Raw genomic sequence first — 25,014 nt, 5'->3', positions numbered from 1 at the left:
CTTATTTAATATGGCTACTCTTGCGATACTAGCCCCTATTCCACTTCACTTTTTCAGCTTTTTCAGTATATCCTCTTTGTTAGCTTTTGTCGAATCATATTTCATTTCATAAAAAAATAGGGTAAGTAGTTTCCTTAGCCTATTTTTCTCACCTATTGGGATTATCACAAGAAGCGTTTGCTAAAAAGATTGGATTGACTAGAAATGCTATTAATAATTATGAATTAGGAATAACACAACCATCAAGAAAAACTTTATTAAAATTAGTAAAAATTATTGATAAGGACTACTTGTGTGATCATCAATGAGTATTTTTCATCCAACACTAAAAATCATTAATTGCCTTCTATCTCTTTTCTTAATTGTATAAGTTCCTCTTTATATGGGTATGGATAACTTAAAGCCCTATCAATAGATCTTAATGCTTCTTCAATCATACCTGTTTTCATTTGTGCATCTGATAAATAATACCAATAAGTAGTTGAATCCTTTTCTTTCAAGAGATTTTTATAATAGTTCACTACTTTCTTAAAATAATACGGATATACATCTAATGCCAATATAAAATTATTATCATAATCTGACCACCTATAAATCTTGACCTTATAAGCATCTCCTGTATCATGAATCCATAGGGATAATTCATATTTTCCATCTTGTCTCCTTAGCGTACTTTCCATATCTTTTACTTCTATCATACTATAATACCTATCTTTATCGATTAAATCTTTTAACGCTTTATCTTTCCATTCATAAACACTAAGGTTTGACCATATTGAAGCAACCTTCCACCCCACTACCAAATTATTTATACTTGCACGCTTAATTGGAGCAACTCCAAAATAAGTTATATCATATCCCTTTCCTTTAACACGATCGGCAACCTGCCAAGTATTGCAATCATATTTTAGTACAATAATATAATTTTCACCTTGCCAATAATAGCCTCCAACTAATTCAAATATACCATCTCCATCTAAATCTATCCTCGCTACCGCTGGTCTTTTATAAGGATTCTCCAATACAATGATTTGTGCTGTAGGAGGCAAAAACATTTTTATAATATTCTCTATATACCTACCATACCACATATTATATCCTCCCATTATTTCTATACTAAAACTAATATATGTATCTGATTGTAATATGTGCAGATATATGATAGTACTATAAAATATGAAAAAGAATGTAAAAAATTAATACTTTTCTCCCTCCTTGAAATTTACCAAAAGCTATACTTATATTTATTTTTTTACATAAAAAAGCTCTCTTTTCCTCCTTTGAATAAGAGATGCTCAACAAAAAACCCCCACAAATACATGCAAGGCTTATCAAAAACTTATTTGCTAGTTATATAATAATATAAGAATTTGGCACAAAATCTGTTAAATTCCATAATGAATCATCCATTTATTTGCCTTCATTGCAGTAGATATTTTTTCAATTAACATTTCAAGCTCTTTTGATTTATACTTTACATTCTCCTCAACAATAATATTTAAAAAATATTTAAGAGATTTTGGTGGTATCAAAGTTATTCCATAATATGCAAGGTCTTTAGAAGGTTTATTGGTATTATGAAAAAATGTTTCAAGCTTTTCTATCTTATCCTTAAACCCTGCGTGGTATATTTCACCTAGAAAATCATGATCTAAACAAGTACAATTATATTTTTCAGGATCAAATTCATCTTCAGTATATTCTTCTAAGCAATCTATTATCCCAAATCTGTGTATACAAGGCATCAGTACTCCTCCTATTGTTTCTTTTAGTCAATCAGTAGCCTTACTTTATTAATCCTTCAACATAAAGTTGATGGATAATTTTTTCATCAGTTGGAAAAGCAAGTTTTGGTAATTCATCAAAATAAAAGTACCCAACTTTATCTAAATCATCATCTGCTTTTAAATTTCCACCTATAGCTTTTGCTACAAACCAAATTCCTACTGTTTGCTTTTCAGGATTATGAAAATTTGAATGAACATTATAAACCCTATTAATATCAATGATTAACCCAGTCTCTTCTAAAAATTCTCTCTTTGCTGCCTCATAAACATCTTCATCCCACTCCACATATCCACAAGGAATACACCACTCACCTCTATAACTATTTGTTCTTCTTCCCAATAAAATTTTATCATCTTTTATGACAATAGCAGCTACACCCACAACTGGATTTTGATAAAAAATAAAACCACATTTACTACATACTGGCCTATTCTTATCATGCATCTTATTGATTAATCTTCCTCCACACTTTGGACAATAACAATATTTCATTCTATCCCCTCACATACTATAAATTTTATATAACTTCCTATTACGTCATTATACTATAAGTATTTTTTCTTAAAGCCCTTATCAATCTGCCATAATCTTAATAAATACTTTTCTACTTCTAGGTCCATCAAATTCACAAAAATATACACTCTGCCAAGTCCCTAAAAGAGGTTTTCCTTCATTTATGATAATCGTCTTTTCTGCTCCCATATAGGATGATTTTAAATGCGCATGAGAATTTCCCTCAATGTGCCTATAATCCCCTTCTATTGGAAATACCTTATCAAGCGCTACAATCATATCCCTTACTACATCAGGATCCGCATTTTCATTAATGGTAATCCCTGCTGTCGTATGGGGACAATAAATAACTGCTATACCATTTTGAACCTTTGACTTTTCTATAGCTTGGTTCATCAGATATGTAATATCTACAAATTCTTGAGGCTTTTTTGTTGCAATTGAAAATTGAAATAAATTTGTATTCATCACTACAACCTCCCATTTATAAGTAAAGAAAAAGGGCAATTATCTGCCCCCTATCTCTACACTATCATTATCACCATACTCTAACGGTACGAGTACATAATTAAACTTTATTTCAACGAAACATGTTGCAAAGCTTTCCTAATAGATTCATTGAAGAAATACCAATCATGTGCGCCTTCCCATTCTTCAAAAGTAAAATCAAAATCAAGCATGCTCATATCTTTCTTAAATCGAATGTTAAACTCTCTCATAAAATCTTTTGTTCCACATGTTGCATAGATGATTGGTTTCGTTTCCTTATGATTGATCTTCTTGGCCAAGTCCATAATTTCATATTTTGAACTCCACTCTAGTTCAGGGCCAAAAGCTGCATAAAAATCATTTACCGTTTGCTCACCATAAGTTTGTTTGAATTCTTCAGTATGGCCATATAGTCTTTGCATATCTAAGCCTTCTTTCAGATATAAACAAGCCGATGAAAATGCACAACAATATCCATATTGTTCTGGTTTTGATAAAGCACATTTTAAAGCCCCATAGCCACCCATTGATGCCCCCATGATGATAGTATCTTCTCTTTTTGATGATATATTAAAAATACTTTTACATATCATAGGAAGTTCTTCTGTTATATAGCTGAAATATTTCAATCCGTATTTCATATCTGTATAAAAGCTTCTTGCCACTTCTAGCATGATAAATATAATATTATAATCATTTGCAAATGCAGGCAACATGGTATAATCTGCTAAGTCTCCATTTCTTCCACAAAGACCATGCAACATATATGCTACTTTATATTTACCTTCCTCTACAATTTCATTCGGTGTAACAACTGTAATTCCTGTTTCCATTTCAAGTATTTTAGAAAATGTATTTCCTCGTAATATCATTTTAACTTTGCTCCTTTATCATTTTTATATAAACAATATTCAACACTTATAAAAATAGCAAAGTTAAATTGGATTTTTATTCTCTCCACACAATGTTATCCTAATTTAACTCTGCATGGAGTCAATACAATGCATAACCTCATATCCTTCTCACCCCTTGTAAGTCTATGTATTAAAACATTTATTTTGTTAAATACAAGTCCTTATTAAACTAAGCAATAAATTACTATTTTGTAGTATATATTTTATCTTTTTTATAACATTGGACCTGTGTCAATATGTTTGACACAAAAATGAGAGTATATTCATTCCCCCGTATGTATTATACTAACGTATTGAATTACCCATAGTAACAAATCATATAATCCGTTAATACACATTCCCATTATATGGATAACGAGAAATTGATTATGAATCCTACCCTAATATTTATTCAACCTAGAAATAAAATCTATATAAAAAACAAAACATTTTTTCTTGCTAATTTGCTATATAATTGAATATTTCTATTTGTTGTTCAATATAATGATGAACTTTAATTAAGTTATATCTGCTAATTATAAATCCTAGATTATCACATAGTTTTTGTAATATTTGCCCATCAAAACTTTTTATCAATTTATCATTATTTCCACACTGAAGCAACTCAAGAAAATTTTTTAATATTTGGTGTTGGTTCAAATATATTTTTAGGAATAGCTATTGGGTTTTCTAATAAATTTCCAGGACTATTACCTTCTTGAATAAAACTTTTGTATAAAATTACATTATAATAGTATGGTTCTTTATATTTTAAGGTTATTAAATATAAATATACCTCCAAAACTAAATATTCATTATTTTCTATATACGGTCTTAAAGATGTATCTAAAACTAATTGATAATTTTTTAAAATAGAATTAATTTCCCTTAGTGAAAGACCTAATTTATCAAAAATGTTTGAAATATTTTCGATAAAATTATAATTTTTGATATTTAAATTATTATTTTTAAGTACAAATTCCACATAATCTATTACTTTAGGTTTGGGAATTTTAAAATGTAAATCAAAAAAACGTCTTAAATAACCACAAGTGTCCATGTTTTTTCCATATATTGTTTTTACTGAATAACTTAATTGTTCCATATCAAGAGCTATTATAAAAATAAAATTATTTATATTAAAAAAATGTTTAATTATTTCTAAAGTTTCAATGGAAAAAGTTGGTCTGCATCTATCTAATTCATCTATAAAAAATATAATTTTTTTATCACTACTTAACTCTTGAAGAAAACCAGTAAACTTATCTTTTACTTCTTTAAATTGCAAAAACTCATCAAAATATTTATTGCTAGGATTTTCTCTCAGTATCTCTTCTAATTTTTCAGCATTCAAACCATGTTCTTTTATTGAATTTAATACTTCTTCAATTTCTTTACCAAATTTCTCTGTAATAATTTTTTTTGTAATATTTTTTCCAACATATTTAAGCAGATTTACAGTCTTCTTTTTTATTTCCTCTTTTTTATCTTCAAATGAATCTTGGTTATATATTTCATTAATAATAGGCATTAAGGCATCTTCATTATAATCACTTTCCCATGCATTATACCACAACAGGCTGGTTGCCTACATGTCTATCTTATTAAAATCATCTATTTTTTCATATTAATATTATAGCAAAAAATGATTATAGAATTTTTTTAAAATAATTCACTATTTTTTAGAATATATTTTTAGTCAAACAAATACATTGAAATATAAACCTTTTATCAATTCTAGATTATATATATATTCTATTTTTACTTTATATTTTTAATAAGTTTTATGAATCATTTTCTTTGAAATTTATTTTTTATTACTATTAAAATCATGGACATATTCTCTAATTATATTAAAAAACCTTCTTAATTTATAGCAAAAAACAGCATATTTATATATATCATATTATATGTATAAATATAATATCTTTGTTTTTTATTATCCGATTGACATGAGGTGAATAATAATGGGCAGACCACCTATTTCTTTATCAGAAGAACATGCAAAAATAATAAAGGAAATGCATAATAAAGGTGATAATTTTTTCAAGCTTTATAGACAAGTATTAAATTGGGATTATAATATGAAAGAGGCAACCTTTAAAAGAATTCTTTCAACAATATTAAAAAATGATGATCATTCACCTACTCAAGAAAATGGATTCTATGAATGGTGCTATTTTAAATCTAGAACAAAAAAATCCTAATAAACTCATCAAGCAAAATGCAAATGACTTTATTAGGATTTATGCAGACGAAAGGAAAAGTACCTCTATTAATCTGAATATACAACTAAAAGAACATATACAAGAATTTGGTAAAAAATTTAATGTTAAGACTTTTTCTGATGCAGTTAATTTAGCTTTATTGGCAACAATATATGCTTATGAGGATAACGAAATACCTAAATAAAATAAATTCGACTGTAATAAAACCTTTCCTAACCATATAAGGTCTTCCCTCCGACTGCATATGAACTGACCTAAATCCATATACAGTCTTTGGCCGACTTATTGATATTGTGCCCATTACCTACAATTTTACATTAGGATTTAAGTATTGTTTTCTTTTTCCCGTCACACCTTTATAATCAATTGCCTTCTTTGGACAACTTTGAATACATGCCGCACATAATTCACAATGATGATTCCAGTTTGGTTTACCATTAGTCATTGTAATATTATTTACCGGGCATCTTTTTGCACACAAACCACATCTAATACAATTATTATCTACTGTATAATATTGATCTGCTTCATGAAATTCATTAATATGTTTATAAAAATAATTACAACACACACGGTCTATAATAGCATGACTTTTCTCAATTTTACATTCTTTTTTTATTTTTACACAGTCAGAAATATGGATGATTTTTTTTGCTTCTTTTGCAAATAGCTTCTCTTGAACCTTTTTGCTCTTTGCCCCATAACCAAAAATATAGTTGCCAGGCATATTAATTAAGAACCCTGCTGACAATTTCAACCCATTCTCTTTTAAAATATCTTTACACTGATCAAGTGCTTTACCTGGAAGTCCTCCATAATTTGCAATAGCATAAATATATGCATCATCTGAAACATCTAGTTTTCGTAAAAAATCACAGATAATTAGTGGTAGTCCCCAATTATACACAGGAAAAACAATTCCAAGTGTGCTTCCATTTATTTTTTCTCCGGAATATTCTGCAATCTTATGAATTGCACATTTACTAAGCTTTGCGTTCAAATCATTGGCAATCTGCAAACTGTTACCAGTTCCCGTAAAATAATATATCTTGTTCATATTATACCTCCAAAATTATTTTTCACTTTTATTCTTTATTTCTTAACGTCTTCTATCCTCGCGCCATCCCACACGACTGCACGATTTAGCTAAAAATTTAAATTTGGATTCTTATTTAATTTATAAGAATCAACCTGAAACTTAACCATATTAAAAGTACCTCCATTTCTTATATTTATTCTAAAAGAAATGGAGGTATAATTACTTTCAATTAGTTGCTATTCTTTTATTGTTTTATATACATCTCTTAAAGATATGCCAAACATTCGTTTACAAGTTGATGCACAATGAGATGAACTAGCAAACCCTGCTAACATGCATGCTTCAGTAATATTCCTACCTTCACAAAAGTATTTATAAGTTTTACGGAGCTTTTCAAATGCAAGATAACTATGTAATGTCATACCTGTCTGTTCCCTAAATAAATGTGATAACCGACTCTTCGATACATATATCTGATTGCTTAAATCTTCAATAATTGAATGTTCAATTGATTTTAATCCACTAATGTAACATAAAATTTTTTCTACTCTTTCTTCATATCTATGATTATCTGAATTATCAATTCCACACTGCTGTAGTAATATTGCATCAAGTATTTTTTTATCATTCCGATGATTTACATATTCCTTTATCATTCTATCAACAACATCATCATTTAAAACCTCATGGGGATTTCCATTAAAATATTTTTTCTTTATTGATGCAGCATATCTGCTTATTTCAGTAAATAAAAATACAATTGAACCTTCTTCACCTATTGTTCCTGTATGTATTATATTTGAATCAATACAAATTCCACGACACTTTATATTTTTATTCTCAATCTGCCATTCCATTTCCCCACCTAAAGAAATAATGATGTGTGAAGCAAGATGTTTGTGCCGTTCTGGATTTTTATAATTAGCTAATATCATCATAGGATCACAAAATTTAAAAATCTCTGACATTTCCTTATCCCCCTGTTTGAATAATATTAATACGTTTTTTGTGCGTATTAACAAGGTATATATAAATATTTCACCTCTCATTTTAAGACTTCATATTTACAATTATATCAATTTCACCGCAAATTAAAATAACCCACAAAAATCCAATAATTTGATTTTCGTGGGTTTCATGGTGGAGGCAAGGTTTACCATAATTAAGGAGATTAATACTTATCTCTCGATAATCTCTCACTAGGTCTCTTATATTACTTAGTTTTTCTGCACAGAAAACCATTTTAATCTCTAAAGGTGTATCTTCTTTTGATAGATAATCAAAGGTTTGTTGTTTTTGCACCTTCCAAGGAATATTCTCCATATTTTCTAGCCTTTCTAAAACTCCATTAATAATTTTAATGATCTTGTGTGCTTTTTCTCCAAAGCTTTTTTCTATTAAGTCTATGACACCACTTAATCCAATATCTGGGTTATCCAATACACCATGTAGGAGAGCTGCCGCAATCATTTCTTCACTTGCACCAATCTTTTGCAAAATCATTGCTACTTCTACAGGATGTACAATATATGGAATTCCCGACCCTTTTCTTACTTGATGTTTATGTACCTTTGCAGATATTTCTAATGCCTTAACAGTCAAGTCATTAGTATTTATCACCTACATCAACTGATCCTATGAAGCCAACTAATATCCTAAGAATAATCATTTTACTAGAAACAATAACCTAGGAAGTGTCTGATATGATTAATATATCCCCATATTCATTCAAACTTTAAAGCTAAATTCCTAGCTTCCTTCTTCCCTTTTTCAACAGCTTCATGTTGTTCCTCTTTCGTAAAGCCAGTTTTATCAACAAGAATTTCATAAAAATTTTTGATTCCAATAAATTTGAATATATCCTTCATATAGCTTTCAATGAATGTATTTATAAACTCCCTACCAACGGACTTACTCGCAGATAAATTTTCAGGCTTTGAGTTACAGGTAATATAAAGCAATTTCTTCATAATAAACACCTCTTTTATTATTTTTATTTATACATAGCATTTAACTAAGAGGTATTTATTATTCTGCAATGTATGTTCTCCTTATATGCTCGTTATCTTTGAATGGATTTTGGACCATACGCATTTTTTTGTGCTAAAAATAATGTCTCTAACTTCTGTTTCTTCAGCTATTAGAATTAACTGATGTTACGACAAGCTTTACTATGAAATGATTGAAATTAGTCGTAAAAAATGTTATGCTATCAACTATAAATCTAAAAAAAATATCATTACTACATAATAATCAATTGCAAAATTGCAATTGATTATTATGTAGTGAAAAACTTATTTTCATAAGCTTTTTTCAAGTGATAAAGAAAGGTAATAATATGATAAAAATTGATAACTTGTCCTACTCATTTCCCCAAAAAGATCTATATAATAAGATTTCATTTACATTAGAACAAGATCAACATTGCGCTTTTATAGGAGCAAATGGCAGTGGAAAAAGTACACTAATAGATATAATTATGGATCCAGAAAGATATATGTTCGATGGTAAGTTAGAGATGGACCCAAATTGTAGAATTGGGTATGTAAGTCAGTTCTCACAACTAGACAAAACAAAAAAAACTACCGTTTTCGAATATATAGGAGAAGAATTTATTAAGCTACAAGAAGAAATAACATCTATTTGTACTGAAATGGAAACATCTTCGGATATTGAACCTTTACTAGAAAAGTACCAACAAGCTTTAGACGCATTTGATGCAATTGGTGGGGATGATTTCGAAAGCAACATTAATAAGAAGCTAAATCTTGCAAATCTAATCAAGCATAAAGATCTAATGATATCTGAACTTAGTGGTGGCGAATTCAAACTTGTCCAAGTGATTAAGGAAATGCTTAATAGTCCAGACCTAATGATTATGGATGAACCAGATGTGTTTTTAGACTTTGAAAACCTTAATGCTCTTAAAAATCTAATTAATTCTCACAAAGGAATCCTGTTAATTATCACCCACAACAGATATCTATTGAATCATTGTTTCAACAAAATTGTGCACCTTGAAAACATGGAGATCCAAGAGTTTGATGGAAGATATATTGATTATAACTTCTCATTACTTCAAACTAAAATTGAATTACAAGAACTCGCTATTGCTGATGATGAAGAAATTGAGAGAAACGAGATGCTAATCAATAAACTAAGATTTATCGCAACGAACAATTCTGACGCTTCTAAAGGAAAATCTCTAAAAGCTAGAGTTAAAATTCAAGAAAGATTAGAAGAGCGTAGAATTAAAGCGCCATTTGTAGATATTAAGCAACCAGATATCAGTTTAGCTACTGATAATGAAATCGAAGAAACCATTGCTTTAAAAGTTACTGATTACAGTGCTGCCTTTGATGAGATGCTTTTAGAAAATGTGAACTTTGAGATTAAATCTACTGATAAAGTAGCGCTTATCGGTTCAAACGGTACGGGGAAAACGACTTTACTCCGAGAAATCTTTAAAAATAATCATAATTCCATTGAAATAAATAGTGATGTTGAAGTGGCTTATTTATCTCAACTTCAAGGAGAAATACTAAATGAATCTAATACCATATTTGAAGAGTTCGTAAGTGTTGGATTTGAAACTTATGGGGATGTTAGATCTTATATTTCAAGCTATGGTTTTGACGAAGAAGTCATTGATCAAAAGATAGAATCTTTATCTGGTGGAGAAAAGAATATACTTCAATTGGCTAAAGTTTCTGCTGGTAAAGCAAACATGTTGCTTCTTGATGAACCGACAAGTCATTTAGACACCTATTTACAAATAGCACTTGAAAAAGCCATAGAAAACTATAACGGTGCGATTCTAATGATTTCTCATGATTACTATTCTATAATAAACTGTATGGATTATGTTTTAATCATTGAAGATAAGACCATTAGAAAAATGAGTATGCGAAAATTTAGAAAGATGATTTATGCTAATCATTTTGATAAAGACTATTTAGAAATTGAACAAAAGAAAAAATCATTTGAAACGAAAATAGCATTAGCTTTACAAGATACTAATTTTGAGCTTGCAAAAAGTTTATCTGAAGAGTTAGAAGAGCTGATTAAGTTACTTTAAATCATGTATTCTTTACAACAATAACTTATAATCCCCTTAAAGTGGACAGAGTAAATCACAAAATCTGAATACTAATAGGGGATTTTTTTATAATAAACATTCTAACTGATATTTACCGCAAGTCCCTATCTTATCTATATTAAGATAGCTTTTTATCAGGTTGACATTTAATTATTCGCAGACCCAGATATACCTATAAAAACTCCCCTTTTCATTTTTACTTATTTTACAACAATCAGTTATTTTAAGTTTTTCTCTTAAAATCTGATGAGTAATATCCTCACAAGAAACTAATACTAATTTTTTTGAGATTCTTTTAGCATTTTTAATGATTTTCACCTGATTATCTACATTTGTAGGACAGAAATTTCCATATGGTAGATCTATAATTGAAGCATCAAAGCTTTCCCCTATATCTTGAATATCACCAGTAGTAACTTTAGGTAGATAGTTAAAGTGAAGTAAATTTGCTCGAGCATGCTCTGCTACCTTGCTCATAATCTCCCATCCTCTTATATCATAACCAGCAAAAAATCCTTCTAAGAGAACCGTTCCAACACCACAACAGGGGTCTACTAATCTTTTTGAAAAATCCCCATTTCCAGCGATATTAAGAAGTACTTTGGCTATATTTATTCCTATAGAACTAGAATAAGAGTAAGGTTTCGTGTTATGAGCTTTCCATTCAGAATTATTCGCAACTAAAATTCCAAAATACCAGCTCCCTTTATAAAAAGAAATTCCAAAAGTGGTTTTAGGCGAGGTAAAAGATGGAAAACCTTCAACAACAAGACCTATCTCCTTACAAAGTTCTTTCCTTTTCTTAATATATGGATCTCCACTGAACAACTCTAAGTATTTAACTACAAAATCCTGTGACGTTATTTTGTCTTTTTTTATCAACTCAATGATATCGGAAAAAGATGAAGTCTTATAAATAATCTTTAGTCTCGTTTTCAAAAAAGGGCTAATAGAAGGTTCTACTTCTTTACTTGAAAAAAAGACTTTGCCTTCCAAGTGAAAGTTAAAAAGCGATCTTATCTCAAGGGCACAAAGGTCCTCTTCTTGAACTTGATAATTAACATTATAAATATATTGATTGAGTTTCATTAGTAAAACCTCCAATAAATAAACTAATACTGAGAAAGCCTTTTAGGCTTTTAGTTTTAGTACTTCTTTTAAGATCACTCAGTTTTTTATCAAATTTCTTTCATTCAATTTAACCAATATGCATTGCTTTTAGCAAATCATTCAATATCCCTATGCAATGATTCATAATTATTTTTCCTCTTTTTCTTCTAATATTTTTTTCAATTCATTTATTTCATCATTTGACAATTTTGTTTCCTTCAAAAAACTAGCAAACATTGTATTTAAGGAACCATTAAATATTTTTTCAATGAAAGATTGGGTTGCTACTACCTGATAATCTTCTTCTTTGATTAAAGGATAATAAATATAATACTTTCCTTGTTTTTCATAATCAATAACATGCTTTTTAAGAAGCCTATTAATCATGGTTTTAATTGTTTTAGCATTCCAATCAAATTTTGGATCGATTTTTTCAACCACCTCATTTGCCATAATTTTTTTGTATTCCCAAATAATTTTCATAACTTCATATTCTGCATCAGAGATCTTAGGGAGTTGCTTTTTTTTATTCATATATTCACCTTCTAAAAATTATATTTAAAGCTTTTTATTTCAAAGTTTTTCCGATTACATAAGTAATCTTATCCTCATATTACGCTCGTAATCGGAAATTGTCAATAATAATCTTAACAGTTTTAATAGTCCCTTATATTTTCTTCTGCTATTGGTGCTTGTATTCGATAAACGGTAAGCGTTTTGGGCAACAAAGTCTCGTAATATTCATAGTCATAGAACATAGCTACTAAGGTATTTACTTCTCCATGAATAATATCGTACTCCATGATTTTATCACCAATATTATTGTACTCGTAACTAAAAGTTGTATTATAAACACCATCACTTTTACGAATGACCTTCTTTAATTGATCATTTTCATAGTAAAAGGTACTTGAAGTCATAACCTCTCCGTCTGGTTTGGTATTGATAACCTTCAATATTTTATCATCGTCATCTAGATATACTGTTGCAATAAAAGATATTTTACCATTTGATCTAAAATTTGTTTGGGTCTTAACATGATCACCATAAGAACACTCTAAAATGACTTCTAAATTGCTTTTAAAAATAGTCCTCTTTTTAATCAATTGATCATCTTCGTAATAGTAGTAACTAGTATATGATAATTCGTCATTTGTGTAGCTTCTATCTTCAATAAGTTGATTGTTTTCATACAAATATTCAATACGCAGTTCATCATCATCATTTGTAATGGCCTTTTCTATAAGATTCCCATTATTATCATATGTGAATGTACTCTTCGTTACTGATTTAATATCATAGCAAATCCCATCGATTTCTACTTTACTATCTTTTATAACCTCTTTATATGTTGTTATTTCTTTGCTAGGTTCCTTGTTGGATTCAGTGATCGTTTTATCTTGCTGACAACCGATTAATAATATGACTGAAACTAATATTAATATTATTTTTTTCATGACATTACCTCCCTAATCATTTGTCTTATTTACTATGTTAGTAACAATGCATTGAAATCAATTGAAAAGATTATGTTCTTTTATATCCAGTAAATCCAGTATATAAAATGGGTGTAATGATATATAAGCAGTTCTAATTTCTGAAATTCGTTGCCATTTGTTGAGTAACACTATAAAATCTATATGTATATTGAATCGAGGTGAAATGATGAAGATTGAAAGGTTGTTAGGAATATTATTTTATATAATAAATCGAACTAGTGTTAATGCAAATAGTTTAGCTACACATTTTAATGTTTCTCGAAGAACAATTATTCGTGATATAAATACATTGACATTAGCGGGGGTTCCAATTTATTCAGAAATAGGGTCTAAAGGTGGTTATTCAATTAATCCTGATTATAAGTTGAATGAAAAAATAATTGATAACGCCAACGCTGATTATATTCTACTTGCTTTACAAAGCTTGAAAAGTGTTTATGGTGAAAGAAAGGTTCATGAAACATATGAAAAAGTAAAACATATATATTCTGATCAAAATAATAATCATGCACTAAATATTGATTTTTCTGTAGTAAATGAGAACAGAAGTATAATTTCTTATATTTCTATGTTAAAAGAAGCTGTTCAGCATAATAAAACAGTTTTATTTCAATACACTAACTTAAGTAGTAATACTCGAATAGTTAAATGTAATATCATACATATTTTCTATAAATGGTACTCTTGGTATGCTTTTGGTTATGATTTAGAGAAAAATGATTTTCGCATGTTTAAGATCGTAAGAATGAGAAATTTAGAAATAAGTCAGGAGTATTTTGATAATGATTATGATGTGGTAAAGTTGTTAGATGATTATGAAGAAAAAAGAAGTAAGCATGATATATGTGTTACTATTGAATATTCTAAAGAAATCGAGTCTTTGATTAATGAATATTTTCATGGTGATGTTATCAATGTGTCGGAAACATCTATAGTTAAAAAGGTTACTATAAAACAAAATGACTTTATTATGTTTTCTATCATTTTAGGTTTTGGAGAAAAAATTAAAGTTCTTTCACCTTTATCCTATCAGCAAAAAATCAAGGAACATTTGAAAAATACTTTAATAAAAAATTATGAGAACAGTGACATATAGTTGTCACTGTTTTTATGTTATACTGTTTTCAAATTAATTTAAGGAGGAACAAAATGAAGAAAATTATATATCTTTACATTTTAGAGTCTATGGCTGAATGGGAAGTTGGCTATATTCTACAAGCCATTAGTATGGAATCTATGTTAAAAAAGCAAAATAAAGAATTTGTAATTAAAACTGTTAGCATTAGTAAGAATCCAATACAAACAATCGATGGATTAACTATCACTCCAGACTGTTTATTAAATGAAATAGATGAAAATAATATTGTTGCCTTACTTTTACCTGGTGCAGAAACATGGAACAATGAAGAAAATAATCAGATTTTACAAAAAACTTTATCATATATAGATAAGGGTATTCTTGTAGGGGCTATCTGTGGAGCGACACTTGCTTTGGCGAATTTAAAAGTTTTAGATAAATTCAAGCATACAAGCAATTCTTTAGATTACCTAACATTATTTTCAAAACAATATAGTGGTAAAGAGTTATATGTTAATTCTCCAGCTTTTGTTGATTGTAACTTAATAACTGCAAGTTCCGCAGGAGGTTTGTTGTGGGCGAAACATATTATACAATATTTGAATGTTTTCCCTTCAGAAATTATTGAATCATGGTACAACTATTATTCTACCGGTGACCCTAAATATTATACAGATCTTATTTCACAGAGTATTTAACCTTAGCCATCATCAGTGTCACCAGGGACAAAGTAAAGCTTTAACTGTTGAAATTACTTAATTTCAAGAAGCACACCCAAATTTGCAATGATAATATATATTAAATTATCATTATATATATAAACTAGTTTGATATTAGATTTATGATATATAAGTATGTCCTTACGGTGGTAAGCATATATTGAGCATACTTTAGATTGAATTTTGAATATATATAACTTTTACCTTCACCTCTTACTTATTTTCCATGGCTCAAAAATTCCCTCTTAAATATTCCATTTTTTTCATCAAATGATTTATCATTTATTTCAAATACTAATATTAACTTTCAAATCTTTTATTGCTTCTCTTTTAAAGCAGTTTTCTTTTTATGCTTTTCAATCAGCTTTTCATTTCATAAATTTTTTATATTACAATCCCTATATTTAAAGTATCTTTAAAAACCTAAAAGCCACCCTAACCTAGAGTAGCTTCTAATCTTATCTATAAACATGTATTACATATTACCATTATGGTATTTCATCTTTGTTATCTTTTTCAAGTGCTTCGATTAATCTATTTCTATTATTAGATGATAGATTCTTAAATAGTATTTTTGCCAGTGCTTTTGCTGCACGTATATTATATTCAGCTATCTTTTCTTGAGTAGGTTCATGAACGGTTACTTTTGAAATCTTACTCATATAAGAACCTCCTCATTAATATATATATATGACAAGCTGAATTCATTCATCTATTTTATAAAATCTATATCATTTTTATTTTAAAATGTTTTAACATGCTTGAAAGGAGTAATTCTATGAAAGCTGCAATCTACAGTAGAAAAAGTAAATTTACTGGTAAAGGTGATTCTGTTGAAAATCAAGTACAGATGTGTAAAGAATATGGCAAAATGCATGATATTACATCCTACATAGTATATGAAGATGAAGGTTTTTCAGGTGGTACTATTAATAGACCTAAATTTCAAGAAATGATTCGAGATGCAAGAGCAAAAAAATTTGATGTACTAATATGTTACAGACTAGACCGTATCAGTAGGAACATTGCAGACTTTTCTAATTTAATTCAAGATCTTCAAGAATATAACATTGACTTTATAAGTATTCGAGAACAATTTGATACTTCTACACCTATGGGTCGGGCTATGATGAATATTTCAGCCGTATTTGCCCAGCTTGAACGTGAAACTATCGCTGAAAGAATACGGGATAATATGTTAGAACTTGCTAAATCTGGTCATTGGCTTGGCGGACAAGCACCTCTAGGATATAAAAGTAAAAAGATCACTTATTTAGATAGCGAATTTAAACAAAGAAGTATGTATCAATTGTCCCCTATAAAAGAAGAGTTAGAAACTACAAAATTAATTTTTGATAAATACCTAGAAACCAAATCTTTATCGCAAGTAAGCAAATATCTATTGTCCAATAACATTAAGGGTAAAAATGGCGGGGATTTTAGTAAGAAAAGCATTAATAGTATTTTAACCAATCCTGTATATGTAAGAGCTAACCATGAAGTTTTCTCATATCTTGAAGATTTAGGAATAATTACAGCTGGTAAGCCTAATGACAAGGATGGTATCCTTACCTATAACAAAAGTCAAAAAGGTAAAAAAACAGATTCCACGCAATGGATCGCTGCAATAGGAAAACATAAAGGAATCATTGATCCAAATGACTGGCTTTTGGTACAACAAACGCTCAAAGGAAATAAATCAAAAGCTCCTCGCATGAGAACATCTCACAATGCTCTTCTTACAGGTATATTAAAATGTGCCCAGTGTGGAAGCGGTATGCATGTTACATACGGAAATAAAAATAAAGAAACCGGTCATCGCGCCTATTATTATACTTGTAGTTTGAAAAACAATTCTGGGCAAACAAGATGTACGAATAAAAACGTCCGTGGCGATCAATTAGAAAGGATAGTCATTAATAAACTAAAGGCTTTTAATAGAGATACATTGCTTAAGGAATTAAAAGCTCTTCAAAAGAAAAACAATCAATTTACTACCATTGCTAATGAAATAGAATCTATAAAAAATCAAATGAATTCAAAAAAGGTAGCTATTCAAAGTTTAGTGACGCAAGTATCAAAGAGCAAAGAAAGTATTGCATCAAACTATTTTATTAAGGAAATCGAAAAGTTAGATAAGGAATGCAAACAATTAAAGCAGAAACTTGAAGAAAAGGAAAATACAAAAGAAGTGAAGGATGAAGAAAATATGAATGTTGATTTGATTATTGGTTCATTAGAAAATTTTAATGCCTTGTTTGATACTTTAGAAAATATTGATGATAAAAGATATCTTATTCGTTCTTTAGTTGATAAAATCACTTGGGATGGAACGAATGGTGATATGGACGTATATTTGTGGGGGTGTGATAAAAAATGAAGCCATATTTTCCACAAAACCCCAAATTGTTGCACTTTGGTGGTAGGTACATCTGTATGACCTACAAAGAGTCCTGCTTTTTCTCCTGCACATAATAGATTTTTTAGTTTTTCAACTTTCATGGTATTATCCCTTGGTGCAATAGATAAATACCTTATGGAGTTTCCAATTCCACCTGAATAGGGATCTTCATATCTTGCATTTTCAAGGCCCTTGAATTTTCTAAGCTTTTCTAAGGGATAAAATGGCGCCATTAGCTTTGCATGCCCTGTATCCAATAGCACTAAATTTTCAGCATATTCCTTTAAAGCATATTGTTGACATACTTTCATATCTAATTTTTTTGTATTGATTTCTTCTTTTGGGACAGGTAAAAGGACTACACCATTTTTATTTAACTGTTCAACAATTTCTTTACTTAAAGAATCTTTATTTAATTTACAAGATCCACTAAAAGCTCCATAGGTACCATCTTTCCTCTTGCCGATCAAATCTTCTACCCCAGCTTTTTGACTAATACTTACTCTAGGTCCAAAGGAAGGACATCTTAGGATACACATAGAGCATCCATTTCCATATCTCAGGCAATTCCCCATAGGCCCTGAAGACCCTGTAGTTTCTATAAAAACGTCACCCTCAATAATTTCTCCATCTTGTAGTACAATTCCCTTAATCCTATTATCTATTACCTTTACATCTACCGCTCTAGATTTCAATAACATTTTAATATCCATTTCTATTAATAATCTTCTAACCATAGGTTCTACTTTGCATACATCATAAAGACTTGCATGCTTATGCCCAGGAAAGTCAATATTTACATGTCTTGATGCTTGATCTGTAATATGAAAAAGTTCTTTTGCCCCAAGTAAAATACACTCTTCAGCTGCTGTATATCTTCCATTGTTTCTCATAATTCCGCCCACATTTCCTAATCCTAAAAGCATATCCATTCTTTCTATGATCGTTACCTTGGCTCCTGCCTTTTTAGCCGTAATAGCAGCTGCAACACCTGCCCAACCGCCTCCAATTATTACTACTTTAGCCATTCACCTTCCTCCCTTCTAATAATTCTTTGGCGTCTAACTGACACTTGCACATCTTAACAGTATTACCACCTTTTGTTTTGTGCGAACAAGAGCCACAGACACCCTCTCCACAACACATATGACTATTATTGGTAATCACAAATTTAATATTTTCCTCCATCTCATCTATTGCCTTTTCTACTCTTTTATGAAATCGATCAGAGCCCGCACTATATACAAGAGAATAATTTCCATTTTTTAATATATTACTGAAATCTTTAACGCCTTTTTCTTCCTTAAAATTTAACTCTATTGTTTTTAATTTTAAGTCTTTTATATAATCATGAACAAAAACCATTCCAAGTTTTCCAGGGTCCATGATAAAAGTAATTTTATTATCATTCTTTAACAAATATTTTATAGCAAGTACAGATGGTGCTAATGCTATCCCCCTTGCAGCAATTAAAACATTTTCTCCTTTTGTAATCTTTAAATTTTTTATTCCTAATACACCATTCCAATAGGGGCCCTTTATTAAAATTTTGTCTTTACATTCTAGTAATGATTTTGTCTTTGGTCCTATAATTTGTGCAGCTATATGAATTTCTCCTGTATTCTCGTTTGCATCCATAATGGACATGGGTACATTAAAAAAATATGGTTTTTCTGGATCTCTAAGAAATACATAAGATCCTGGCTGTTTTAATTGTCTTGCAAGGGTCTTTGTAACTGCTAATTTGAAAACAACAATTTCTTCATGTACTCTCTTTCTTTCAATAATCTTTCCTTCAACTACCGTCCTCACATCATTTTTTTTATTTCCGCACCAATAAAAGTTTTGATAGATACATACCCCACTCCAATTACAATCACAAAAGCTTTTTCCTTGAAGCTGAGAACATATTAAACAATCATTTGTTTCAGCTAAATGGCATGGGCAGTATTCACTTCCAGCATCTATACAACTAAGTCTTTCACTCAATATGCATCCCTCCCATTTTGAGCAATAAAAATACCCTATAATTATAGGGTATTTTTCATCTTCTAAATTGGTTCCACCAAGTTTGTTAAATTTTTATAGCTTTTTATATTGGTTTCTTTCTATGGACAAAATCCCAAACTTTGTCTTTAAAATCTTTTTCTTCAATATCCTCTCTTGCTATAATATCTGTTGTATATAATAAATCCCCTTCAAGGTATATCTTAACTTTTCCGAATCTTTGACCTCTCTTTATAGGTGCCTTGCAAATTTCTTTTATTTCCAATACGGTACGAATTTTTCCCTTTTCCTCCTCTGTTAAAGGTAACATAATATTCTCCTTTGAAACAACACCTGTACAGTTTTTCTTTCCATTTTCTACATCAATCATCTTAACAACAGCATCTTTTTTTAGGATAGAAAAAGGTGTATATTTATCAAATGCAACATCTAGTAAACAATAGGAATCTTGAAACCAGTTTGGATCATTTAATACTACACAAATAAGCTGTACACCATTTCTTGTGGCAGATGTAACCAAACATCTTCCTGCTACTTTCGTATATCCTGTCTTAACACCATCTCCACCATCAAACTGTTTTAAGGTCTTATTTTTATTGTAAAAATATTTATAGCCTTCTCTATCAGCAACCCAAAGTTTTGTCTTCACAACCTCTTTAAAATTTGGATTCATCAAAGCTTCCCTTGTAATAAGAGCAAGATCATAAGCTGTAGTATAATGATCTTTATGATGCAAACCATGAGGATTTACAAAATTTGTATTTTTTGCACCTAATTTTTTTGCTCTCTCATTCATCAGTTGAGCAAATTTTTCTACTGAACCTGAAACATGAGTTGCAATAGCTACAGCCGCATCATTTCCAGATCTCAGCATCAAGCCATAAATTAAGTCTTTCATTTTTAAATTTTCATCATAATTTAAATAGATAGATGATCCTTCTACACCAACTGCGTTTTTCGGAACTTTTACATTTTTATCTAATGAACATTTTTCTAAACCCAATAACCCAGTCATAATTTTTGTAGTACTTGCCATAGGTTTTCTTTCATTAATATTCTTCTTATAAAGAACTCTTCCTGTTTTTACATCCATTACAATTGCACTACTAGCTGATATAGCCAAAGTTTGCCCAATAGCTACAGTTGCATGAACAGTAAAAAAAAGACTTATTACAATAAGGATACAAATTTGTCGTCTTTTCAAATTCATCACTCCATTTGTTAAAATAACTACTCCTAGTATGAACTACTTATAAGGAAAAAATACAAATAAAACATAAAAAAGAGTAAGGAATGACGCGTTTCTCCTTACTCTTCTGTATTTTCCTTATCGCCTTCTATTTTCTTCCCTTTTTTTTGATTTTTCTTATCTCCCATTCCTTGAATTTTATCTACAAATTTAGGCATAAAATTTAATAAACTATCTAGCATATTGGCATTTTGATCAACAGGCAATAATTTCATTTCTCCATTTCCAACGACCATAAAAGCTACAGGCTGTACTGAAACACCTGCTCCTGTACCACCGGCAAAAGGTAATTTTTCACTCTTTTCTGTATCGTTTATCTCTTTACACATTTTTTCAGTATATTCTCCTCCACCTGAAGCAAAACCAAAAGATACTCTAGATATAGGAATAATTACTGTTCCATCTGGTGCTTCAACAGGATCTCCGACGATTGTATTTACATCTACCATGTCCTTTAAACTTTCCATTGTAGTTTTCATTAACGCTTCTATTGGATGACTACCCATCACATTCACCGTCCTTTATTAAAAATGTATATCCAAACTTTATTCCTGCAATAATAATATAGCCTATTTTAACCTTTATTATGCAATGAAGAGTTGTTTTAAAAACTTGTTTATTAAAATACGGAACAACTGTTAAATTTGTTTGCTTACAACACATATTATTTCTTAATAATGTAATCAATTGTCCTTTTATTGCCCATAATATTCCTGATATTACGCCTGTAACTGCAGCATCTTTCATCCCAAACTCTGTATTCCATGAAAAATCACTTATTTTTATTCTACTAAAAGCATATTGAAGTGCATTATGATAGACATGAAAAAAACACTTTACTTTTTTATAGATTTTTTTCATTTCATCCAAGCTAATAATAGATTTTTTTTCTTCCATCAATTCATCTGTTTGGCCTTTTTTTACTTCTGAACTCATCTTCAAAAAGGGCATTCCATTTTTTCTCATGGTTAAATCTAAAAAGGGGATTTCAATTTTATATTTAATTAACCCAAATAATGTTTTAAAATCCAAAATAATTTTATCATTTTCCTTATCTTTAAGAATTTTTATTCCAATGGTCATGGGTATAAATACTAATATTATAAAAAAAACAATGGGAATGATTATAATATAAATCTATAACACCACCTCTCAACATAGCTTATCTAGTATATTTTTTCCAATAATACAAAAAATACACTCCCTAAAATTCTCAAAAAAAATAAACACCGATAAATTATTTATCGGTGAAATCTAAACTTTCAAATTCATCTATGTTGGGTAGTTCTTTTAGATTATTTAATCCGAAAGACTTTAAAAATCCATCCGTAGTTCCATACAAAATTGGACGTCCTGTTTTTTCAAGTCTTCCCTTTTCTATAATCAATTCTTTTTCTATAAGGGTATTGATTGCCTTATCACTTTTTACTCCTCTTATTCCTTCAATTTCAGGCCTTGTAATAGGCTGATTGTATGCTATAATTGCAAGGACTTCTAGTGCTGCTTGTGTTAACCCTTTATTTTGAGGAGGCGTACATAGCTTTTGGATATACTCAAAATGCTTATTATTTGTACACAATTGAAAACTATTATTTACTTCTATTATTTGAATCCCTTTATCATGCATCTCATATTCTTTTTTTAAATCTATCAAGCATTTTCTTATAAACTCAGGTGCTAAATTTAATGTATCTGCAATTAATTTAATACTTAAAGGATCACCCCATACAAATAACATAGCTTCAATAATTGATTTTACTTCTCTTTCTTCCATTTTTACTACACCTCATTACTTATAATGTTTCTTTTTACAATAATATTTCCAAATATTTTATTTTGCTGTACCACAATAAATTTTAACTTAATTAGTTCTAATAATGCTAAAAAAGTTACAACAATTTCATTTCTGTCAAAAGGATTAGCAAACAATTCTTCAAAAGCTAATGAAATATGTTCTTTAAAAAAATTTTTAATCTGGTCGATTTTATCTTCTATAGTAATCTCATCCCTTTTTATTTCTTTCAGATTTATGCTAGATTTAGATAGTTTTTTCCTTTTTTCAAGGAGATGATTAAAAGCATTTATAAGATCTTCTATTTCTAAATCTTCTATCTCTTTTTCATGATTATTTATAAATCCATCAAATTGTTCTGGTTGCTTATAAAAAATTTTTGTATACACTTCTTCTCGATCTTTCAACGTTAAAGCTATATTTTTATATTTTTTATACTCAATTAATCGCTTTACTAAATCCTTCCTTGGATCTTCATCACAAAGTTCCATTTCAATTTGTTCCTCTTGTTTGTTCGGCAAAAGCATTTTTGATTTTATTTCTATAAGAGTTGCTGCCATGACCAAAAATTCACTGGTTACTTCTAAATCAAATTTTTTCAGATCTTCAATATATTGAATATACTGCTCTGCTATATCTGCAATGGGTATATTGTATATATCTACTTTTGATTTTTCAATAAGATGAAATAATAAATCAAAAGGACCTTCAAAAACTTCAAGTTTCACATTATATGCCATCTTTTCACCTGCTTTATTCTAATGGTTAATTTTATTAAAATAATGGATTTTAGACTATTATACCATACTTATGAATATTTAAATGAACATAAAAAAGAAGTAATTACACATTTTTTGTAATTACTTCTTTTTATATACTTATTGTACTATTTCTTTCATTAATTTAGAAAATATATTCACAAAATTAGCAGCTTCTATACCCTTTTCAGTTACAATATCTACTCTGCCAATTTCCTGCCCATCTTTTGTGAGTATGATTTGCCCAATCTTTTCATTTGATTTAAATGGCGCTTTTATACTCTTAGGTAAGATTATTTCTTTCTGCACTTTATTTTCTTCACCTTTTTTTACCAAAGCACTTAAATTCTCTTTTGCAACAACATTTACCTTTGTCTCTTTTCCCTTTTCAACCATAATCTCATCTATCATTTGATTCTTCTTTGCAATTTGGACACTACTATAGGCAGCAAATCCATAATTCAATAATTTTTTTGCTTCATTAAATCTAATCTTAGACGTAGGACCTCCTAAAATCACAGCGATTAATGTAAGACCATTTTTTGTAGCAGACGCTGATAGACAATATTTAGCTTCAGCAGTATATCCAGTTTTTATCCCATTTGCTCCGGGATAAGTTCTAATGAGTTTATTCGTATTTGTAAGCTGTAGATTAGTTTGATTTTTATTTTTTAATCCTACTTTCATTGTTGACATCCAAATGGTCAAGTATTCATGAATCTTAGGGTACTTAAGTAATTCCTTAGACATCAATGAAATATCATAAGCACTTGTATAGTGTCCTTCTTGAGGTAATCCATTTGTATTCATGAATTGGGTATCCTTCATACCAAGAGCTTTTGCTTTTTCATTCATTTTTTTAACAAACATTTCTTCCGTTCCACTAATATGTTCCCCTAAAGCTACACATGCATCATTCGCAGAAGCCACTGCAATCCCTTTTATCAATTGATCTACTGTTTTTTCTTCCCCAGGTTCTAAGTAGAGCTGACTCCCACCCATGGATGAAGCTCGATCACTAATAAGCACCTTATCATCTAGAGAAATAGCACTTTTATCAATAGCTTCCATAGTAAGTACCATAGTCATTACTTTTGTTACACTAGCAGGTGGAAGCTTGTCATGTATATTTTTTTCATATATAATCCTCCCACTTGAAGCATCCATTAAAATTGCAGCTCTAGCATTTACATCAAATTCTTGAGCACTTACAAACAAACAACAATTGCTAAAAACCAACAGGAAACATATGGAAAAAACAATGATTTTACTCTCTTTTAGTTTCATATTTAGTCCTCCTTGCTCTTTTATTTAATCTTATCTTTTCCACCTATTAGTTTTGTTATACACAA

Annotated in this window: 27 protein-coding genes and 2 pseudogenes; 7 read left to right on the top strand and 22 right to left on the bottom strand. The window is 29.4% G+C overall.

The features are described 5' to 3' along the window. Positions 1-155: 155 nt before the first annotated feature. Positions 156-308: a helix-turn-helix domain-containing protein gene (locus tag K7H06_RS21520; RefSeq protein WP_425514942.1), complete on the top strand. Its 153-nt coding sequence runs from the start codon at positions 156-158 to the stop codon at positions 306-308. Between the two features lie 27 nt (positions 309-335). Here K7H06_RS21520 and K7H06_RS08000 read toward each other — a convergent pair whose 3' ends face one another. From K7H06_RS08000 to K7H06_RS07975, 6 genes are all read right to left on the bottom strand, one after another. Next, positions 336-1,091, bottom strand: coding sequence for a hypothetical protein (locus K7H06_RS08000; RefSeq protein ID WP_223039352.1), 756 nt, complete (start codon positions 1,089-1,091; stop codon positions 336-338). Between the two features lie 294 nt (positions 1,092-1,385). Next, entirely contained in the window at positions 1,386-1,745 is a 360-nt protein-coding gene (locus K7H06_RS07995; RefSeq protein ID WP_223039351.1) for a hypothetical protein, read from the bottom strand. A gap of 40 nt (positions 1,746-1,785) precedes the next feature. Further along, positions 1,786-2,280 carry an NUDIX hydrolase gene (locus K7H06_RS07990; RefSeq protein WP_223039350.1) on the bottom strand — a complete coding sequence of 165 codons (495 nt, stop codon included), beginning with the start codon at positions 2,278-2,280 and terminating at the stop codon, positions 1,786-1,788. Between the two features lie 81 nt (positions 2,281-2,361). Continuing rightward, positions 2,362-2,769, bottom strand: coding sequence for a secondary thiamine-phosphate synthase enzyme YjbQ (locus K7H06_RS07985; protein ID WP_223039349.1), 408 nt, complete (start codon positions 2,767-2,769; stop codon positions 2,362-2,364). Positions 2,770-2,876: 107 nt separating this feature from the next. Continuing rightward, the gene (locus K7H06_RS07980; protein ID WP_223039348.1) at positions 2,877-3,662 is read right to left on the bottom strand and encodes an alpha/beta hydrolase; all 786 of its coding nucleotides are present in this window, start codon (positions 3,660-3,662) and stop codon (positions 2,877-2,879) included. Positions 3,663-4,308: 646 nt separating this feature from the next. Further along, a complete protein-coding gene (locus K7H06_RS07975) occupies positions 4,309-5,259 on the bottom strand; it encodes a P-loop NTPase fold protein (protein ID WP_223039347.1) in 951 nt (316 codons plus the stop codon). A gap of 391 nt (positions 5,260-5,650) precedes the next feature. On the opposite strand from K7H06_RS07975, the gene K7H06_RS07970 reads away from it, so the two are divergent. Next, entirely contained in the window at positions 5,651-5,890 is a 240-nt protein-coding gene (locus tag K7H06_RS07970; protein ID WP_223039346.1) for a hypothetical protein, read from the top strand. Continuing rightward, on the top strand, positions 5,850-6,095 hold the full coding sequence (locus K7H06_RS07965; RefSeq protein WP_223039345.1) for a hypothetical protein: 246 nt from the start codon (positions 5,850-5,852) through the stop codon (positions 6,093-6,095). The genes K7H06_RS07970 and K7H06_RS07965 overlap by 41 nt, the downstream gene beginning before the upstream one ends. 120 nt (positions 6,096-6,215) lie before the next feature. Here K7H06_RS07965 and K7H06_RS07960 read toward each other — a convergent pair whose 3' ends face one another. The 4 genes and pseudogenes from K7H06_RS07960 to K7H06_RS07945 all read right to left on the bottom strand — a co-directional run. Further along, positions 6,216-6,968 (bottom strand): EFR1 family ferrodoxin, encoded by a 753-nt coding sequence (locus K7H06_RS07960; protein ID WP_223039344.1) that lies wholly within the window; start codon positions 6,966-6,968, stop codon positions 6,216-6,218. A gap of 218 nt (positions 6,969-7,186) precedes the next feature. Then, positions 7,187-7,918 (bottom strand): helix-turn-helix transcriptional regulator, encoded by a 732-nt coding sequence (locus K7H06_RS07955; protein ID WP_223039343.1) that lies wholly within the window; start codon positions 7,916-7,918, stop codon positions 7,187-7,189. A gap of 82 nt (positions 7,919-8,000) precedes the next feature. Next, positions 8,001-8,570: an HD domain-containing protein gene (locus K7H06_RS07950; RefSeq protein WP_223039342.1), complete on the bottom strand. Its 570-nt coding sequence runs from the start codon at positions 8,568-8,570 to the stop codon at positions 8,001-8,003. A gap of 253 nt (positions 8,571-8,823) precedes the next feature. Next, positions 8,824-8,920 (bottom strand): annotated as a pseudogene (locus K7H06_RS07945) (FMN-dependent NADH-azoreductase); the annotation flags it as partial. 368 nt (positions 8,921-9,288) lie between these two features. Between K7H06_RS07945 and K7H06_RS07940 the strand changes: the two are divergent. Continuing rightward, positions 9,289-11,028 (top strand): ABC-F family ATP-binding cassette domain-containing protein, encoded by a 1,740-nt coding sequence (locus tag K7H06_RS07940; protein WP_223039341.1) that lies wholly within the window; start codon positions 9,289-9,291, stop codon positions 11,026-11,028. A 171-nt stretch (positions 11,029-11,199) separates the two neighbouring features. Here K7H06_RS07940 and K7H06_RS07935 read toward each other — a convergent pair whose 3' ends face one another. The 3 genes from K7H06_RS07935 to K7H06_RS07925 all read right to left on the bottom strand — a co-directional run bounded on the left by K7H06_RS07935 (position 11,200) and on the right by K7H06_RS07925 (position 13,616). Beyond that, entirely contained in the window at positions 11,200-12,138 is a 939-nt protein-coding gene (locus K7H06_RS07935; protein WP_223039340.1) for a TRM11 family SAM-dependent methyltransferase, read from the bottom strand. A gap of 168 nt (positions 12,139-12,306) precedes the next feature. After that, complete coding sequence (locus K7H06_RS07930) at positions 12,307-12,693, bottom strand: BlaI/MecI/CopY family transcriptional regulator (RefSeq protein WP_223039339.1); 387 nt, start codon at positions 12,691-12,693, stop codon at positions 12,307-12,309. 122 nt (positions 12,694-12,815) lie between these two features. Then, complete coding sequence (locus tag K7H06_RS07925) at positions 12,816-13,616, bottom strand: membrane lipoprotein lipid attachment site-containing protein (RefSeq protein WP_223039338.1); 801 nt, start codon at positions 13,614-13,616, stop codon at positions 12,816-12,818. A gap of 208 nt (positions 13,617-13,824) precedes the next feature. Between K7H06_RS07925 and K7H06_RS07920 the strand changes: the two genes are divergently transcribed. After that, positions 13,825-14,754: a helix-turn-helix transcriptional regulator gene (locus K7H06_RS07920; protein WP_223039337.1), complete on the top strand. Its 930-nt coding sequence runs from the start codon at positions 13,825-13,827 to the stop codon at positions 14,752-14,754. Between the two features lie 53 nt (positions 14,755-14,807). Further along, positions 14,808-15,434 (top strand): DJ-1/PfpI family protein, encoded by a 627-nt coding sequence (locus tag K7H06_RS07915; RefSeq protein WP_223039336.1) that lies wholly within the window; start codon positions 14,808-14,810, stop codon positions 15,432-15,434. A gap of 509 nt (positions 15,435-15,943) precedes the next feature. Here the strand turns inward: K7H06_RS07915 and K7H06_RS07910 are convergent. Then, positions 15,944-16,117, bottom strand: a complete 174-nt coding sequence (locus K7H06_RS07910) for a hypothetical protein (protein WP_223039335.1) — start codon at positions 16,115-16,117, stop codon at positions 15,944-15,946. Positions 16,118-16,212: 95 nt separating this feature from the next. Between K7H06_RS07910 and K7H06_RS07905 the strand changes: the two are divergent. Then, a pseudogene (locus tag K7H06_RS07905) lies at positions 16,213-17,325 on the top strand (recombinase family protein); the annotation flags it as partial. A 236-nt stretch (positions 17,326-17,561) separates the two neighbouring features. Here K7H06_RS07905 and K7H06_RS07900 read toward each other — a convergent pair. The 8 genes from K7H06_RS07900 to K7H06_RS07865 form a co-directional block, all read right to left on the bottom strand. Continuing rightward, positions 17,562-18,884 (bottom strand): FAD-dependent oxidoreductase, encoded by a 1,323-nt coding sequence (locus tag K7H06_RS07900; protein ID WP_246637659.1) that lies wholly within the window; start codon positions 18,882-18,884, stop codon positions 17,562-17,564. Beyond that, positions 18,877-19,845, bottom strand: coding sequence for a sulfide/dihydroorotate dehydrogenase-like FAD/NAD-binding protein (locus K7H06_RS07895; protein WP_246637658.1), 969 nt, complete (start codon positions 19,843-19,845; stop codon positions 18,877-18,879). Before K7H06_RS07895 ends, K7H06_RS07900 begins: the two co-directional genes overlap by 8 nt. A gap of 103 nt (positions 19,846-19,948) precedes the next feature. After that, positions 19,949-21,067 (bottom strand): D-alanyl-D-alanine carboxypeptidase family protein, encoded by a 1,119-nt coding sequence (locus K7H06_RS07890; RefSeq protein WP_223039333.1) that lies wholly within the window; start codon positions 21,065-21,067, stop codon positions 19,949-19,951. Positions 21,068-21,171: 104 nt separating this feature from the next. Then, the gene (gene ytfJ, locus K7H06_RS07885; RefSeq protein ID WP_223039332.1) at positions 21,172-21,618 is read right to left on the bottom strand and encodes a GerW family sporulation protein; all 447 of its coding nucleotides are present in this window, start codon (positions 21,616-21,618) and stop codon (positions 21,172-21,174) included. Beyond that, entirely contained in the window at positions 21,611-22,195 is a 585-nt protein-coding gene (locus K7H06_RS07880; RefSeq protein WP_223039331.1) for a DUF2953 domain-containing protein, read from the bottom strand. The genes ytfJ and K7H06_RS07880 overlap by 8 nt, the downstream gene beginning before the upstream one ends. A 154-nt stretch (positions 22,196-22,349) precedes the next feature. Then, entirely contained in the window at positions 22,350-22,886 is a 537-nt protein-coding gene (gene scpB / locus K7H06_RS07875) for an SMC-Scp complex subunit ScpB (protein WP_223039330.1), read from the bottom strand. A 5-nt stretch (positions 22,887-22,891) separates the two neighbouring features. Beyond that, a complete protein-coding gene (locus K7H06_RS07870) occupies positions 22,892-23,644 on the bottom strand; it encodes a segregation/condensation protein A (protein WP_223039329.1) in 753 nt (250 codons plus the stop codon). A gap of 138 nt (positions 23,645-23,782) precedes the next feature. Further along, entirely contained in the window at positions 23,783-24,949 is a 1,167-nt protein-coding gene (locus tag K7H06_RS07865) for a D-alanyl-D-alanine carboxypeptidase family protein (protein ID WP_223039328.1), read from the bottom strand. Positions 24,950-25,014 lie beyond the last annotated feature (65 nt).

It is taken from the genome of Crassaminicella profunda (assembly GCF_019884785.1).
GTDB classification, from domain to species: domain Bacteria; phylum Bacillota; class Clostridia; order Peptostreptococcales; family Thermotaleaceae; genus Crassaminicella; species Crassaminicella profunda.
Note: the sequence above shows the minus strand (reverse complement) of the source record. Positions and strands in the feature narration are given on the sequence as shown.

Coding starts and splice junctions, on each gene's coding strand:
- K7H06_RS07880 (WP_223039331.1), bottom strand. CDS start 22,195: ATGACCATTGGAATAAAAATTCTTAAAGATAAGGAAAATGATAAAATT.
- ytfJ (WP_223039332.1), bottom strand. CDS start 21,618: ATGGGTAGTCATCCAATAGAAGCGTTAATGAAAACTACAATGGAAAGT.
- K7H06_RS07980 (WP_223039348.1), bottom strand. CDS start 3,662: ATGATATTACGAGGAAATACATTTTCTAAAATACTTGAAATGGAAACA.
- K7H06_RS07915 (WP_223039336.1), top strand. CDS start 14,808: ATGAAGAAAATTATATATCTTTACATTTTAGAGTCTATGGCTGAATGG.
- K7H06_RS07960 (WP_223039344.1), bottom strand. CDS start 6,968: ATGAACAAGATATATTATTTTACGGGAACTGGTAACAGTTTGCAGATT.
- K7H06_RS07970 (WP_223039346.1), top strand. CDS start 5,651: ATGGGCAGACCACCTATTTCTTTATCAGAAGAACATGCAAAAATAATA.
- K7H06_RS07940 (WP_223039341.1), top strand. CDS start 9,289: ATGATAAAAATTGATAACTTGTCCTACTCATTTCCCCAAAAAGATCTA.
- K7H06_RS07985 (WP_223039349.1), bottom strand. CDS start 2,769: ATGAATACAAATTTATTTCAATTTTCAATTGCAACAAAAAAGCCTCAA.
- K7H06_RS07925 (WP_223039338.1), bottom strand. CDS start 13,616: ATGAAAAAAATAATATTAATATTAGTTTCAGTCATATTATTAATCGGT.
- K7H06_RS07870 (WP_223039329.1), bottom strand. CDS start 23,644: ATGGCATATAATGTGAAACTTGAAGTTTTTGAAGGTCCTTTTGATTTA.
- K7H06_RS07920 (WP_223039337.1), top strand. CDS start 13,825: ATGAAGATTGAAAGGTTGTTAGGAATATTATTTTATATAATAAATCGA.
- K7H06_RS07930 (WP_223039339.1), bottom strand. CDS start 12,693: ATGAATAAAAAAAAGCAACTCCCTAAGATCTCTGATGCAGAATATGAA.
- K7H06_RS07865 (WP_223039328.1), bottom strand. CDS start 24,949: ATGAAACTAAAAGAGAGTAAAATCATTGTTTTTTCCATATGTTTCCTG.
- K7H06_RS07965 (WP_223039345.1), top strand. CDS start 5,850: ATGAATGGTGCTATTTTAAATCTAGAACAAAAAAATCCTAATAAACTC.
- K7H06_RS07990 (WP_223039350.1), bottom strand. CDS start 2,280: ATGAAATATTGTTATTGTCCAAAGTGTGGAGGAAGATTAATCAATAAG.
- K7H06_RS07955 (WP_223039343.1), bottom strand. CDS start 7,918: ATGTCAGAGATTTTTAAATTTTGTGATCCTATGATGATATTAGCTAAT.
- K7H06_RS07900 (WP_246637659.1), bottom strand. CDS start 18,884: ATGGCTAAAGTAGTAATAATTGGAGGCGGTTGGGCAGGTGTTGCAGCT.
- K7H06_RS07910 (WP_223039335.1), bottom strand. CDS start 16,117: ATGAGTAAGATTTCAAAAGTAACCGTTCATGAACCTACTCAAGAAAAG.
- scpB (WP_223039330.1), bottom strand. CDS start 22,886: ATGGAAGAAAGAGAAGTAAAATCAATTATTGAAGCTATGTTATTTGTA.
- K7H06_RS08000 (WP_223039352.1), bottom strand. CDS start 1,091: ATGTGGTATGGTAGGTATATAGAGAATATTATAAAAATGTTTTTGCCT.
- K7H06_RS07995 (WP_223039351.1), bottom strand. CDS start 1,745: ATGCCTTGTATACACAGATTTGGGATAATAGATTGCTTAGAAGAATAT.
- K7H06_RS07935 (WP_223039340.1), bottom strand. CDS start 12,138: ATGAAACTCAATCAATATATTTATAATGTTAATTATCAAGTTCAAGAA.